Raw genomic sequence first — 14,157 nt, 5'->3', positions numbered from 1 at the left:
TTCCCTCAGCGGAATTGCACGCCCTCGAACTGGCCGCTACGGCGCCAGCCGTCGATATATTTGAAGTAGGCCAGCGCGCCCGAGGGATGGCCGACATTGAGCTTGGCCGCGGGACCGGGCTCACGGCCCTCATTGTTGTAGTAGCCGGGCGTGCAATCCGGCCCGCCGATCATCCGGCCCACGCCAGTCAGCAGCAGTTCGACCCAGCGATCCTCGGCTTCCTTGCTGACCTCGATTTCCATGAAGCCGTTGTCCTGCGCGTGGCCGACCATCAGCGTGATGGTGCGCGCCGCTTCGGTCAGATTGTGTGGCACGTTGGAGATCAGATTGGCGCCCTGGGTCGGCTGCACGAAGAACACGTTGGGGAAGCCGTGCACGTGGATGCCGTGCTTGGTACGCATGCCCTCGGCCCAGTGCTCCGATAGCTTGATGCCGTCGCGGCCGGTCAGATCGAAGCCCGCGCGCCGCTTGTACTCGGTACCGACCTCAAAGCCGGACGCATAGATGATGCAGTCGAGCTGATACTCCTTGCCCGCAACGACGATTCCGTTCTCGGTGATCTCATCGACGCCCTTGCCGTCGGTATCGACCAGATGGGTGCCCGGCGTATTGAACGCCTGCAGATAGGCGTCGTGGAAGCATGGCCGCTTGCAGAGCTGGCCGTACCAGGCCTTGAGATTCCTGGCAGTGTCGGCATCGCGGACGATGGTGTCGACCCGGTTGCGGATTTCCTCCATCTTCTCGAAGTCAGAATCCTCGAACGCGGCCCGCATGTTCTCCACGCTTCGCTGCTCGCGCGGCAGCAGCATGATCTTGGCGCGGATCCGCTTCGACAGGTCGGTCCAGCCGTCCTGCACCAGATCCTCCTCGGCCGATCCGCCGGCCTGGTTGGCGGTGAAATTCTCCAGCCAGCGCTGTTGCCAGCCCGGCGTCGCGATCTCGGCAAACCAGTCGGGATCGATCGGCTCGTTGCCGCGCACATCGACCGACGATGGCGTACGCTGGAATACGTAGAGCTCCTTGCAGGCGCGCGCGAGGTGCGGAATGCATTGCACCGAGGTCGCGCCGGTGCCGATGATGCCGACGCGCTTGTCGGCCAGCTTCTCCATCAGCGCGCCCTTGGGGTCACCGCCGGTGTAGTCGTAATCCCAGCGGCTGGTGTGGAACGAGTGGCCCTTGAAGCGCTCGATGCCGGGTATGCCGGGCAGTTTCGGCACGTGCAGCGGGCCTGTGCCGATGCCGACATATTGCGCGGTAAACGCGTCGCCCCGCGTGGTGCGGATGATCCAGCGCGATTGCGCGGCGTCCCAATCGAGGCTCGTGACCTCGGTGTGGAACAGCGCGTTGTCGTAGAGACTGAATTGCCGGCCGATCCGCTGGCAATGCGCGAGGATCTCGGGCGCATGCGCGTATTTCTCGGACGGCATGTGGCCGGTCTCTTCCAGCAGCGGCATGTAGACCATCGACGCCGTATCGCATTGCGCGCCGGGATATCGGTTCCAGTACCAGGTGCCGCCGAAATCGCCGCCCTTCTCGACAATGCGGACGTCCTTGATCCCGGCCTCGGTCAGCCGCGCCGCGGTGGCGAGCCCGGCGAAGCCGCCGCCGATAGAGGCGAAGGTGACGTGATCGGTCTTCGGCGCGCGCTCAACGACCGGCGTGTAGGGATCGTCGAGATAATGCGCGAGCTGGCCCTTGATCTGGAGATACTGGTCATTGCCGTCGGGACGCAGCCGCTTGTTGCGCTCCTCCTGATACTTCAGGCGCAGCCTCTCCTTGTCGATCGCGGCGGGCTTTGCGTCTCGGGCTTGCTCGGTCATCGTCATCGGGAGTCGCCTCGCTCCAGCGGTTCCTTGTCCTTATTCCGGCAGATAAACCGACATCGACACGATTTGCAAATTCATTCCGATATATTGACAAATCAGGCCATCTGCGACCAATATTCCGTATGATAGCATCTTCCCCTGCCGAGACTCAGGCGGACCCGTCCTTTGCGACCACCCTGGCGCATGGGCTCGATGTACTGGCGGCGTTTCGCCGTCATCCCGGCTCGCTGTCGAACGCCGAACTCGCGTTGCATACCGGCCTGTCGCGGCCGACGGTGTCGCGGCTGACCTACACGCTCGAGCAGCTCGGTTATCTCAGGCGCGACACCAAGGGCCGCTTCGTGCTCGGGCTGGGTGCGCTCGCCGCCGCCTATCCTGTGTTGTCCGCGCTGAAGGTGCGTCAACTGGCACGTCCGCTGATGCGCGACTTCGCGACCTATGCCGGCGGCACGGTGTCGATCGCGATGCCGTTCGGCATCGACTTCATCTATGTCGAGACGCTGCGCACGACGGATACGGCGCCGCACGTGCCCGACGTCGGCTTTGTCAGCACGCTGGCGCCGACCGCGGTGGGGCGCGCCCTGCTGTCGCTGTTCACCGAGGACGAGCTCGGCGCCTATGTCGCGCGCGTCAAGGCCGAGCGCCCCGACGAATTCGATTACGTGCAGAAGCGCACCTTGCCCGACATCGAATTGTGCCGCGAGCGCGGCTTTGCCGTCTCGCTGGGCGAATGGCGGCGCGAGATCTTCGGCGTCGCCGCCCCGCTCTATCGGACGCCGACCGGCGAATGCCTGTCGGTCAATTGCGGCGTCCCCTCCTTCCGCTTCAGCGCCGAGCAGATCGAGCGCGAATGCGGTCCGCGCATCCTCGGACTCGCCCGCAGCATCCGCGCGCTGGTGGAGGAAGGTTAGGCGGCGCGCTGGCGGCACAGGCTGCCTGCCATCGCGCCACGCGACGGCCGCCGCTTCACCTCGCCCCCGCGTGCGGAACGCATCGTTAGATGGGTTCCGGGTGAGGGGGAGCCTCCGCAAACGCAACTATCACTGTATTCGCGGAAGCAGCCCCTCACCCCCCCTCTCCCCGCGAAGAGCGGGGCGAGGGAGCCCAGCCCTTCGCCACTCGACGCGACAATACCACGCTCTAATCATGCGATGCCGGCCCGCTGTCGCTATAGGCCCACAGGCATTCGCGCGGCAACGCGACCTGTGCCTCGACGCCGACCTGATGGCGCGCGGCGGTGCCGAGCTCGATCGCTTCCAGCCGTTTGCCGAACAGCTCGATGCCGTAGGCGGTCTGGGTGCCCTGATATCTGCGGTCGAGCACCTTTGCCGAGAACGTGTTGGCGCCGTCGGGCCGGCCGATCGCGATGTTCTCGGGCCGCAGCGCGATCCGCACTTTCTCGTCGGGCTTGAGCGCCTGGCACAGCGCGACCTCCCCCTGCCGGCCGTCACCGAAATCGACCACGCCATAGCGGCCATTGCATGTGACGAGCGTGCCCGCGAGCTCGTTGGTGGCGCCGGTGAAATTGGCGACGAACAGATCGGCCGGACGGTTGTAGATCACGTCGGGCGTGTCCATCTGCAGCAGCTTGCCGTCGCGCATCACCCCGATCCGGTCGCCGAGCACGACCGCCTCGGCCTGGTCATGGGTGACGTAGAGCGCGGTCATCCCGGTCTGCTTGAGGATGACGCGAAGGTCGTCGCGCAGCCGCAGACGCAGTTTGGCATCGAGGTTCGACAGCGGCTCGTCGAGCAGGAGGAGTTGCGGCCGGTACACCATGCTGCGCGCCAGCGCGACGCGCTGCATCTGGCCGCCCGACAGCGCCACCACCGGCCGGTCGGCATAGTCGGACAGTCCGACCAGCGCCAGCGCCTCCTCGACCATGCGGGCAGCATCGGTGCGCCCGATCTTGCGGTGCTTCAGCGGATAGATCACGTTCTGCCGCACCGTCATATGCGGCCACACCGCATAGGACTGGAACACCATGCCGAGATCGCGCGAACGCGGCGGCACGAGGATGCCGCTTGCCGGCGAGGAGACCACCCGCCCGGAAATGCTGATCTCGCCGCCGGTCGGATGCTCGAGCCCGGCGACGCAGCGCAGCGTCGTGGTCTTGCCGCAGCCGGACGGCCCCAGCAGCACCACGATCTCGCCGGCCGGCACGCCAAAGCTGACGCCGTCGATGGCCGGGCGGCCGATCGAGAATTGCTTCCTGAGATCGGTGACTTCGAGCGTCGCCGTCATCGCTGCACCATCAGCCTATTGCCGGTAGCCAAACGTCTTGTCCCAGTCCGCGACCCACGCCGCGTGCAGCTTCACATACTCGTCGAACTTCGGATACCAGAGCTTGACCACCTTTGGATCGAACCCCTCCGGATATGCCGGCGGCGCCTTCAGGGATGTGAGATTGCCGAGCTCCTTGATCATGAAGGTCTGCCCTTCCTTGGACAGACACCAGTTCAAGAACAGCTTTGCTGCATTGGGATGGGCTGCCGTCTTCGGAATGCCGGTCGCGTAGGGATTGACCGGAGCGCCTTCAGGCGGAAAGAAGATCTCGATCGGCGCGCCATCCTTCTTCTTCTGGTAGATCACGTTGTAGAGCAGCGGCGCGATCGCGATCTCGCCGCGCACCAGCGCATCGGCCGTCGGCGCGCCGGAGGGATACAGCACCGGATGGGTCGCCGCCTGCTTGGCCCAATAGTCCTCGCCGAGCACCTGGCGCTCGAACATGATCCGCGTCCAGGTGGTGCCGCCGGACTGCGCGAACACCTGCCCGATCAATTTGTCATACTGCGGCTTGGTCAGGTCCATCCAGGATTTCGGCGGGTCCTTCACCAGCTCGGTGTTGTAGGCGATCGACCAGGCGATCGTCGCGCGCGGCCAGTATTTCGGCGAGATCAGCGCGTGCGGATCGTAATCGGCCGCGTTCGGCGGCGCGTAATCCTGGAACAGGTCTTCCAGCGGCTGCATCAGCGCGCGGTCGGAATGGTCGACGACGTCGGCGATCAGCTTGCCGGCCGCGGCCTCAGTCTTCACGCGGGTGATCAGCTGGCCGCCGGGCGCCCGGACCATCTCGACCTTGATCTCGGGAAAGCGCTTATTGAAGGCCTTGATGACCTGCTGCTCGATCTCGGCGAAGTTCGCGGTGTAGTAGACGAGCTTGCCTTCGGACTTGGCCGCCGCGATCAACTCCGCCGAGCCGAACTCCTGCGCCTGTGCCGCAGGCGCCAATGCAAGCGTCGCCACGCTTGCCAAGGCCAGTGTGGTGAAGGTTCGTCTATCCATCGCAATCCTCCCCTTTTTCGTTGTTATCCGGTCCGCGCCACGTTGCCCTGCGCCGATCCGCGCGACAGCCAGTTGGCGCCGCCGATCAGGACACCGAGCAGCACGGTCTGCACCAGGCTGAAGGCCGCGGTCTTGCCGATATTGCCGCCCTCATAATAGTCGAGCAGCAGCACCGACATCACCATGGTGTTGCTGGTGTAGAGGAACAGCGACGAGCCGAGCTCGCGGATCGCCAGCACGAACAGCAGCGTCATCGACGCCAGCACCCCCGGCCGCGCCAGCGGCAACACGATCGTCCTGATGGTGCCGAGCATGCCCTTGCCGCAGACCCAGGCGGCCTCCTCGAGTTCGCGGTGGATTTGCAGGAACGAGGTCGACAGCGCCTTCACGGTGTCCGGCATGAAGCGCGCAATGAAGGCCAGCGCGAGAATCCAGATCGTGCCGTAGAGCCCGCCCGGCACGCCGATCCAGGCCCAGAGATAGGCGACGCCGACCACCAGCCCGGGGATCGCGACCGGCAGCGTCGAGATCAGGTCGATGGCGCCGCGTCCGCTGACGCGGGTGCGATGGATAGTGTAGCCGATCGCAAAGGCGAGCGCGCCGCCGACAACGGCCGTGATGACGCCGACCTCGACCGCATTGTAGATCGAGCGCATCGTCAACGGATTGTCGAAGATGCTCTCGAAATGCGTCAGCGAATATTGCCGCATGTCGAACAGGCTCGCGACGTCGCGGATGAACATGAACTTGCGGAACGCCGCGACGATCAGCGCCAGCGACGGCAGCACCACGACGATGAGGAGGTAGACGATCCCGATCGCGAAGGTGAGCCAGCGCCATGGGCCGAGATCGAGGCTGCGCGGCCGGAACGCCTTGCCCGCGACGGTGGTATAGCTGCGTCCGCTCAGCAATTTCTGCTGCAGATAGACCAGGAGCCCCGTGACCACCATCAGGATGATCGCGACCGCAGCCGCGGTGTTGTAGAGCGGCGGCGACCAGTTGGTGAGCTTGAAGATGTAAGTGGTGAGCACGTTCAGGTTGGTCGGCGCGCCGAGCACGGCGGGGATGCCGTAGATGCCGAGCATCACGATGAACGACAGCAGCATGCCCGAGACGATCGCCGGCATGATCAGCGGGAACGTCACCGTGAACAGGGTCGCGACCGGGCTCGCGCCGGAGATCTCCGCGGCCTCCTCCAGGCTCGGGTCCATGTTGCGCAGCGCCGACGAGGTGAACATGTAGACATATGGCGCGTAGTAGATGCCGAACACGAACACCAGGCCCCACATCGAATAGAGATCGACGCGCAGGTCGGAGCCCATCCACTTGAACATCGTATTGATCAAGCCGGTCTTCGGCGAACCGAGAATGGCCCAGGCCACCCCCGCGACCAGCGGCGGCGCGAACAGCGGCAGGATGCTGGCCGCGGCGATGAAGCCCTTGAACGGCGTGTTGGTGCGCACCACGATCCAGGAGAACAACAGCCCGATCGCGACCGCGATCACCGTGCCGCCGCCGCAGGCAATCAGCGTGTTGAGCAGCGCTTCGGCGACGTTCGGATTGGCCAGCACGGCGAGGAAATTGGCGATCGACAAATGGCTCAGGCTGAGACGGATGCCGTCGACCACCGGATTGGTGTCGGTGAGCGCGCCGAGCAGCAGCATGAAGACGGGATAGATGACCAGGAAGGTCAGGATCGCCAGCAATGCCGCGACCCAGAGGCCGGTGAACGCGCGGCGGCGAGTTCCCTCGCTGGCGCTTCGCATGGCTTCGCTGCGCCGGTCGGCCTGTCCGTGCAATGCGCGTTCCCTCTTGCGGCCCGATCTGACGCCGGGCCTGCTTGTATACCAAGGGTAGTCGATCGCGACTGTGACGCAAGCTATCCGAAAGTCGCTTCGGCGCGATTCTGTGACGCACCGCGGGAACACGAAATCGATTGATCGCGTTCGCACGCTGCTCCACCGCCGTCGTCCCGGCGACGGCCGGGACCCATACTCCGCGGCGGATGTCTTGAACGGGACTCGTCGTTCCAACGCGCCCGATAAGCAGCATCGGTGGTTATTGGTCCCAGCCTGCGCCGGGACGACGATGCGGGTGGGGCGGAATTCGAGATGCCAAAACAGCCACTCGGTGTCATCACCCGCGCAAGCGAAAGCGGGTGATCCATCACTGACACCTCACTCCAAGGCATGGACGGCCTCCCGAATCGGACCAATCCAGCCAATGTTGATGTGTCAGCTATGTCTCCGAACACCCGTCAGTGATCTGTCCGGGCTGAACATCGAGCCGGGCGATGACAGATGTGGATGGGACGCAGTTGCGTCGCCACAGGCTGCCGGGACGCCGGCCCGGAACGATCCGGGCCGGCGTCGGCATCCTATGCAAGGTAATTGCCTTCGAGCGCCGGCATGATGTCGAGCACTTCGAAATAGTGGTCCCAGAACCTCGTCTCGCGCAGGTGGTCGCAGAACCACGCCCAGGCCGAGAGGTCATCGGTCTCGCAGATCATGACGTCGGTCGCCCTGGTCGAGAAGGCCTCCGGCTCGAACCAGCGCACCTTCAGCTCCGGGCGACGCCGGAGCAAGGGAATGACCTCCTCGTGCAGGAGATCGAGCCAGTGCCGCGTGGTCTTGACCATGACGAAGATATGAAACCTGTGCGGATCGTCCTCGTGCTCGGGAAGCACGGGAGACGAGGTCGTTTGCAGTGTCACCATTGATCGGTTCTCCTCACGGCCATAATGTGAGTAATTGCTCATATTCCACAACTCGCGTTTTGGGAGACGCCCGCCATGCCGCCGAAGCGGCGCATAAAGGCCCGCAAACAGCCGCTTCAGCAGCGTTCGCGGGAAACCGTGGCGGTGATTCTGGAAGCGGCGGCTCGCGTTTTGGAAGCGGGCGGGCTCGAGGACTACAACACCAATGCGGTCGCCGAGCGCGGCGGGATCAGCGTCGGCTCGGTGTACCAGTACTTCCCGAACAAGGACGCGCTGACGCTGGCATTGATCGCCAGATTCGAGGACGCGCTGCTGGCGAAAGTACGGGATGCGGTCGCGGCATCCGAGGGCAAGAGCCTGACGGCATCGCTCAACCTGATCGTTCGGGCCCAGCTCGAGGCGCATGCCGAGCGGGCCGGGCTCAATCGCATTCTGGAGGCCGAGGAGGATCGCCTGCGCGCGGCGTCATCGGGCACGTCAGCGGCCGGCGAATTGAAGGAACTGGTCGCCGCCCTGCTGGCGCGGCATCGTCGTGAGATCGCAAGGTCAGTCGACGATGACGCCATCGAGGATCTGATCGTGATCAGCCGCGCCATGGTCGACCACGCGCTTCAAAACGACCTCTCGCAGGCTGCGGCCAGCCGCCGGGTGCTGCGCGCCATCGAAGGATATCTGTTCGGTCCGCGGCGGGACTTCTGACGCTTCCGGCAAGGCCGCTTCGCATACGCATCATGCAATGGCGCGGCTGGGGAACGGGATGCCGGCGTAGTACATGGCGGTCGCGGAGACATTTCAGGCATGCTCGAGAAGACCCCGACCACCGCGGCAACGGCGCCGATCACCGATGGGTTGCCTTGGGAACGCCGCCGCTGGGCGGTGGCCGCGATCTTCACGGCGCTGGCGATGGCCTCGCTCGATACCGCGATCGCCAATATCGCGCTGCCGGCGATTGCGAGCGATCTGCATGTCAGCCCTGCGGAAGTGGTCTGGGTCGTCAACGTCTATCAGATCGCGCTGGTCGCGACGCTGCTGCCGCTCGGCGCGCTCGGCGAGATCGTCGGCCACCAGCGAATCTATCTCGGCGGCCTGCTGCTGTTCACATTGGCGTCACTCGGCTGTGCCCTGGCGTGGTCGCTGCCGAGTCTGCTGGTTGCGCGCACCTTGCAGGGGCTCGGCGCCAGCGGCCTGATGAGCGTCAACACAGCGCTGGTGCGCTTCGTCTATCCGAGCCGGATGCACGGCCGCGGCTTCGGCCACAATGCGCTCGTGGTCGCGACCGCCTTCACGCTGGGGCCGACCATCGCCTCCGGAATCCTCGCGCTCGGCCCATGGCCCTGGCTGTTCGCCGTCAATATTCCGTTCGGCGTCGTCGCGTTGCTGATCGGCGTGAAGACGCTGCCGACGACGCCGCGCGCCACCCACGCCTTCGATTTCGCCGGCGCGGCGCTGGCCTGCGCCTGTCTCGGCCTCTTCATCATCGGCATCGGCAGCGCCGCGCACAAGGCCGCGCCGGCGCTTGTCATCACCGAGCTTGTCGGCGCCGTCCTGTTCGGATGGATCCTGACCCGGCGGCATGCCGACCATCCGGCGCCGATGCTGCCGATCGACCTGTTCCGGCGGCCGATCTTCGCGCTGTCGGCCGCGACCGCCGTCTGCTCATTCGCTGTGCAGGGCCTCGCCTTCGTGTCGCTGCCGTTCTACTTCGAGGACATATTGCACCGCTCGCAGGTCGAGACCGGCTTCTTCATGACGCCCTGGCCGCTGGTGGTCGCCTTCATGGCGCCGATCGGCGGCCGGCTGTCGGACCGCTATCCGGCCGGCATTCTCGGCGGCATCGGCATGCTGCTGCTCGGACTTGGCATGGTGCTGCTCGCGACCCTGCCGGCCGAGCCCAGCGTCGCCAACATCGTCTGGCGCACGATGATCTGCGGCATCGGCTTCGGCTTCTTCCAGACTCCCAACATGAAGGCGATCATGTCGAGCGCGCCGTCGCATCGCAGCGGCAGCGCCAGCGGCATCGTCGCGACCGCGCGGCTGACCGGGCAGACCACCGGCGCCGCCCTCGCCGCGCTCTGCTTCGCGCTGGCCGACCGCGAGGGCGCCACCGTGGCGCTGGCGCTGGGTGCCGGATTTGCCGCGCTCGGCAGCGTCATGAGCTTCCTGCGTTTGGCGGTCGCTTCACCGCAAAAGTCATGACAGGTATGCGGCGCGCACAGTCCGCGGCCAAACACCACAGCATCAACTTTCTTTCGCGCTGCGAGCGCATTTTCTTGATTTGAACCGTTCCAGTTTCAAGGCCAACATCGCGCTGCAGTCCGGTCGGAGGATCGGACCATTCAGGGGATCGCGATGGCAAACCTCAAAATTAACGGCAAGACAATCACTGTAGACGTCGAGGACGATACGCCACTGTTGTGGGCAATCAGAGAGAACGTCGGACTCACAGGGACCAAATACGGCTGCGGCATCGCCCAATGCGGCGCCTGCACCGTGCATATCGACGGCGTCGCGATGCGCTCCTGCGGCGTCACGGTGAGCGAAGCGGCCGGCAAGGAAATTACCACGATCGAGGGTCTCGCGGCGGGCGGCATGATGCACAAGGTGCAGCTCGCCTGGATCGCCAGCGACGTGCCGCAATGCGGCTATTGCCAGAGCGGCATGATCATGGCCGTCGCGGCGCTCTTGAAGGACAATCCGAAGCCGACCGACGACGACATCAACGACGCCATCACCAATATCTGCCGCTGCGGCACCTTCCAGCAGGTGCGCGAGGCGATCCATGCTGCCGCGAACGCATAAGGACGCAGCGATGAACCAGCACGTCATGCCAAAACTGAATCGCCGCGCCTTTGTGATCGGCACCGCAACCGCCGGCGCCGGCCTCGCGCTCGGCCTCGACCTGCCGTTCGGCGGCCCCGCCGTGGTGCGCGCGGCCGACGGCGCGCCTGAAGTCAACGCCTGGGTCGTGATCCGGCCCGACGACACCGTGGTGATCCGCATCGCCCGCTCCGAAATGGGCCAGGGCACGCTCACCGGCCTCGCCCAGCTCGTCGCCGAAGAACTGGAATGCGACTGGTCGAAGGTCACGACAGAATATCCGACGCCCGGCCAGAGCGTCGCCCGCAAGCGCGCCTGGGGCGACTTCTCGACCGGTACCAGCCGCGGCATCCGCACCTCGCAGGACTATGTCCGCAAGGGCGGCGCCACCGCGCGCGTGATGCTGATCCAGGCGGCAGCCAACGAGTGGAAGGTGCCGGCCTCGGAATGCAAGGCCGTCAACAGCGTCATCACCCACACGCCCACGGGCAAGACCACGACCTACGGCAAGGTCGCGGAAGCCGCCGCCAAGCTCGAGCCGCCGGCCGACGTCAAGCTGAAGGACCCGAAGGACTGGACTATCGCCGGCAAGGGCCTGAAGCGGCTCGACACCGTCGACAAGACCACCGGCAAGATGGTCTACGGCATCGACGTCAAGCTGCCGGGCATGTTGAACGCCGCGATCAAGGATTGCCCGGTGTTCGGCGGCAAGGTGAAGAGCTTTGACGAGGCCAAGGTCGCCGGCATGAAAGGCGTCAAGAAGGTGGTGCAGGTCGGCGACAGCGCCGTTGCCGTCGTCGCCGACACCTGGTGGCACGCCAAGACCGCGCTGGATGCGTTGCCGATTGTCTGGGACGAAGGCCCCAACGCCAAGGTCTCCAGCGAGACGATCGCGACGTGGCTCGCCGAAGGTCTCGACAATGCGCAGCCGGCCTACATTGGCAACCAGAATGGCGACGCCAAGGCGGCGATCGCCGGCGCTGCCAAGAAGGTCGAGGCGATCTACAGCTATCCCTACCAGAACCACGCCACGATGGAGCCGATGAACGCCACCGTGCTCTACACGCCTGACAAATGCGAGGTCTGGTGCGGCACGCAGAATGGCGAGGCGGCGTTCGCGGCGGCGCTGGAGGCCTCCGGCCTGCCGGCGGAGAAGGTCGACGTGCACAAGCTGATGCTCGGCGGCGGCTTCGGCCGGCGCGGCATGACCGACTATGTGCGGCAGGCGGTGGCGATCGCCAAGCAGATGCCGGGCACGCCGATCAAGCTGCTGTGGTCGCGCGAAGAGGACATGCAGCACGGCAAGTATCACCCGATCACGCAGTGCAAGCTGACCGGTGCGTTCGATGCCGACAACAACCTGGTCGCGCTGCACTACCGGCTGTCGGGTCAATCCATCCTGTTCTCGGTGCGCCCGGAAGCGCTGCAGAACGGCATGGACCCCGCCGCGTTCCAGGGCGTCGCGCAAGCCGGCGAGGCCGCGATCGGCTATTCGGTGCCTAACCTGCTGGTCGAGCATTCGATGCGCAACCCGCACGTTCCACCGGGCTTCTGGCGCGGCGTCAACGTCAATCACAACGCGATCTACATGGAATGCTTCATGGACGAGCTGGCGCTGGCGGTCGGGCAGGACCCGCTCGAATTCCGCCGCAAGCTGATGGGCAAGCACCCCAAGCATCTCGCCGTGCTCAACGCCGTGGCCGAGAAGATCGGCTGGGGCACGCCGGCGCCGCAGGGCGTCTATCGCGGCATCGCGCAGGTAATGGGCTATGGCAGCTATGTTGCCGGCGCCGCCGAGATCTCGGTGACCGACGGCAGCAAGATCAAGGTGCATCGCATCGTCGCCTCCACCGATCCCGGCTATGTCGTCAACCCGGCGCAAGTCGAGCGGCAGATCGCGGGCTCCTTCGTCTACGGCCTCAGCGCGCTGTTCTACGGCGGCTGCACCGTGAAGGACGGCCGCATCGAGCAGACCAATTTCGACACCTACAACTCGATGCGCATCAACGAGATGCCGAAGGTGGAATCGGTGATGGTGCCGAGCGGCGGATTCTGGGGCGGCGTCGGCGAGCCGACCATCGGCGTTGCGGCGCCGGCGGTGCTCAACGCCTATTTCGCCGCGACGGGAAAGCGCATCCGCAGCTTCCCGCTGCGCAACCAGAACATCAGCTTCGCCTGATCAAACCGGAAGCGGCGGCCCCGACCGGCCGCCGCCTCCTTTTTTCGGATTCTCGTGCATGGCCGTCACGCGTCATCAGACGCGCAGGGATGTGATCCGTGGCGCCGCTGCCGTCGCAGCGGCCACCTTGGCGCGTCCGGCGTTGGCGCAGGCGGCGCCGCGCATCGCGGTGATCGGCGGCGGCTTCGGCGGCGCGGCCTGCGCGCGGGCGCTGCGGCGGCTCGACACCAAGCTTCAGGTTACGCTGATCGAGCCGAACAGGACTTTCACCGCCTGCCCCTTCAGCAACGAGGTGATTGCAGGTCTGCGCGAGCTTGCCGCGCAGCAATTCACCTATGACAAGGTTGGGGCCGACGGCATCACGATTGCCGCACAGGCGGCGACGAAGGTCGACGCGCAGGCGCGCAGCATCGCGCTCGCTGATGGGACAACGCTGTCCTATGACCGGCTGGTGCTGGCCCCCGGCATCGACATGCGCTTCGACGCCCTCTCCGGCTATGACGAGGCAGCGGCCGAGAAGATGCCGCACGCCTGGAAGGCCGGCGAGCAAACCATGCTGTTGCGCAAGCAGCTTGAAGCCATGGACGATGGCGGCCTCGTCGTGATCGCAGTGCCGGCTGCGCCGCTGCGCTGTCCGCCCGCGCCTTACGAGCGCGCCAGCCTGATCGCGCATTATCTGAAGGCGAACAAGCCGAAGTCGAAGATCCTGGTGCTCGACGCCAAGGACAATTACTCGCAGCAGAAGCTGTTCGAGAAGGCCTGGACGGAGCTCTATCCCGGCATGATCGAACGGATCGCGCTGTCGCAGGGCGGACGGGTGACGTCGGTCGATCCGGCGACCAACGAGATCGTCACCGACTTCGGCAACTACACCGCCGCGGTCGCCAATGTGATCCCGCCGCAAAGGGCCGGCCGCATCGCTGACATCGCCGGCGCCGCCGACCACACCGGCTGGTGCCCGATCGATCCCGTCACATTTGCTTCAAAGCTCGTGCCCAACATCCACGTCATCGGTGATGCCGCGATCGCCGGCGGCATCCCGAAATCCGCCTCCGCGGCGGCAGCGCAAGGCCGCGCCTGCGCGGCCGCGATCGTGAGCGCGCTTGCCGGCAAGGCGCCGGAGACGCCGCGGCTGGATGGTGCCTGCTACAACACGGTCGCGCCGGGCTACGCCTTCTCGCTGAAGGGCATCTATCAACCGAAGGAAGATCAGTACGCCGAAGCGGAGGTCACCACGAGCCCGGTCGATGCGCCGCGCGAGCTGCGCCAGCGCGAGGCCGATCAGGCGCTCGACTGGTTCAAGAGGATCACGGGAGATGCCTTTGGCTAGGCTC

The 14,157-nt window shown here is 65.5% G+C and carries 11 protein-coding genes; 6 read left to right on the top strand and 5 right to left on the bottom strand.

The window, feature by feature from the left end:
* Positions 1–5: 5 nt before the first annotated feature.
* Positions 6–1,826, bottom strand: coding sequence for a flavin-containing monooxygenase (locus ACZBJS_RS16775; protein ID WP_463438893.1), 1,821 nt, complete (start codon positions 1,824–1,826; stop codon positions 6–8).
* 122 nt (positions 1,827–1,948) lie between these two features.
* Here ACZBJS_RS16775 and ACZBJS_RS16770 point away from each other — a divergent pair, with 122 nt between their 5' ends.
* The gene (locus ACZBJS_RS16770; protein WP_057017541.1) at positions 1,949–2,737 is read left to right on the top strand and encodes an IclR family transcriptional regulator; all 789 of its coding nucleotides are present in this window, start codon (positions 1,949–1,951) and stop codon (positions 2,735–2,737) included.
* A 229-nt stretch (positions 2,738–2,966) separates the two neighbouring features.
* On the opposite strand, the gene ACZBJS_RS16765 is transcribed toward ACZBJS_RS16770, so the two are convergent.
* The 4 genes from ACZBJS_RS16765 to ACZBJS_RS16750 form a co-directional block, all read right to left on the bottom strand.
* Positions 2,967–4,070, bottom strand: coding sequence for an ABC transporter ATP-binding protein (locus tag ACZBJS_RS16765; RefSeq protein ID WP_438079336.1), 1,104 nt, complete (start codon positions 4,068–4,070; stop codon positions 2,967–2,969).
* Between the two features lie 15 nt (positions 4,071–4,085).
* Positions 4,086–5,111 (bottom strand): ABC transporter substrate-binding protein, encoded by a 1,026-nt coding sequence (locus ACZBJS_RS16760; protein ID WP_229162364.1) that lies wholly within the window; start codon positions 5,109–5,111, stop codon positions 4,086–4,088.
* A gap of 23 nt (positions 5,112–5,134) precedes the next feature.
* Positions 5,135–6,877 carry an ABC transporter permease gene (locus ACZBJS_RS16755; protein WP_050385128.1) on the bottom strand — a complete coding sequence of 581 codons (1,743 nt, stop codon included), beginning with the start codon at positions 6,875–6,877 and terminating at the stop codon, positions 5,135–5,137.
* Between the two features lie 611 nt (positions 6,878–7,488).
* A complete protein-coding gene (locus ACZBJS_RS16750; RefSeq protein ID WP_463438892.1) occupies positions 7,489–7,827 on the bottom strand; it encodes a darcynin family protein in 339 nt (112 codons plus the stop codon).
* 75 nt (positions 7,828–7,902) lie between these two features.
* Between ACZBJS_RS16750 and ACZBJS_RS16745 the strand changes: the two genes are divergently transcribed.
* The 5 genes from ACZBJS_RS16745 (at position 7,903) to ACZBJS_RS16725 (ending at position 14,153) form a co-directional block, all read left to right on the top strand.
* Positions 7,903–8,526, top strand: a complete 624-nt coding sequence (locus tag ACZBJS_RS16745) for a TetR/AcrR family transcriptional regulator (RefSeq protein ID WP_463438891.1) — start codon at positions 7,903–7,905, stop codon at positions 8,524–8,526.
* Positions 8,527–8,625: 99 nt separating this feature from the next.
* Entirely contained in the window at positions 8,626–10,023 is a 1,398-nt protein-coding gene (locus ACZBJS_RS16740) for an MFS transporter (protein WP_463438890.1), read from the top strand.
* 153 nt (positions 10,024–10,176) lie between these two features.
* A complete protein-coding gene (locus ACZBJS_RS16735; RefSeq protein WP_463438889.1) occupies positions 10,177–10,626 on the top strand; it encodes a (2Fe-2S)-binding protein in 450 nt (149 codons plus the stop codon).
* A gap of 10 nt (positions 10,627–10,636) precedes the next feature.
* On the top strand, positions 10,637–12,823 hold the full coding sequence (locus ACZBJS_RS16730) for a xanthine dehydrogenase family protein molybdopterin-binding subunit (protein WP_463438888.1): 2,187 nt from the start codon (positions 10,637–10,639) through the stop codon (positions 12,821–12,823).
* Positions 12,824–12,881: 58 nt separating this feature from the next.
* Positions 12,882–14,153 (top strand): FCSD flavin-binding domain-containing protein, encoded by a 1,272-nt coding sequence (locus tag ACZBJS_RS16725; protein ID WP_463438887.1) that lies wholly within the window; start codon positions 12,882–12,884, stop codon positions 14,151–14,153.
* Positions 14,154–14,157 lie beyond the last annotated feature (4 nt).

This window comes from Bradyrhizobium sp. KZN70725, assembly GCF_055264925.1.
Note: the sequence above shows the minus strand (reverse complement) of the source record. Positions and strands in the feature narration are given on the sequence as shown.

What these genes read in the sequence shown, in the direction of transcription:
- ACZBJS_RS16775 (WP_463438893.1), bottom strand. Translation starts at nt 1,826, where the DNA reads ATGACGATGACCGAGCAAGCCCGAGACGCAAAGCCCGCCGCGATCGAC.
- ACZBJS_RS16770 (WP_057017541.1), top strand. Translation starts at nt 1,949, where the DNA reads ATGATAGCATCTTCCCCTGCCGAGACTCAGGCGGACCCGTCCTTTGCG.
- ACZBJS_RS16765 (WP_438079336.1), bottom strand. Translation starts at nt 4,070, where the DNA reads ATGACGGCGACGCTCGAAGTCACCGATCTCAGGAAGCAATTCTCGATC.
- ACZBJS_RS16760 (WP_229162364.1), bottom strand. Translation starts at nt 5,111, where the DNA reads ATGGATAGACGAACCTTCACCACACTGGCCTTGGCAAGCGTGGCGACG.
- ACZBJS_RS16755 (WP_050385128.1), bottom strand. Translation starts at nt 6,877, where the DNA reads ATGCGAAGCGCCAGCGAGGGAACTCGCCGCCGCGCGTTCACCGGCCTC.
- ACZBJS_RS16750 (WP_463438892.1), bottom strand. Translation starts at nt 7,827, where the DNA reads ATGGTGACACTGCAAACGACCTCGTCTCCCGTGCTTCCCGAGCACGAG.
- ACZBJS_RS16745 (WP_463438891.1), top strand. Translation starts at nt 7,903, where the DNA reads ATGCCGCCGAAGCGGCGCATAAAGGCCCGCAAACAGCCGCTTCAGCAG.
- ACZBJS_RS16740 (WP_463438890.1), top strand. Translation starts at nt 8,626, where the DNA reads ATGCTCGAGAAGACCCCGACCACCGCGGCAACGGCGCCGATCACCGAT.
- ACZBJS_RS16735 (WP_463438889.1), top strand. Translation starts at nt 10,177, where the DNA reads ATGGCAAACCTCAAAATTAACGGCAAGACAATCACTGTAGACGTCGAG.
- ACZBJS_RS16730 (WP_463438888.1), top strand. Translation starts at nt 10,637, where the DNA reads ATGAACCAGCACGTCATGCCAAAACTGAATCGCCGCGCCTTTGTGATC.
- ACZBJS_RS16725 (WP_463438887.1), top strand. Translation starts at nt 12,882, where the DNA reads ATGGCCGTCACGCGTCATCAGACGCGCAGGGATGTGATCCGTGGCGCC.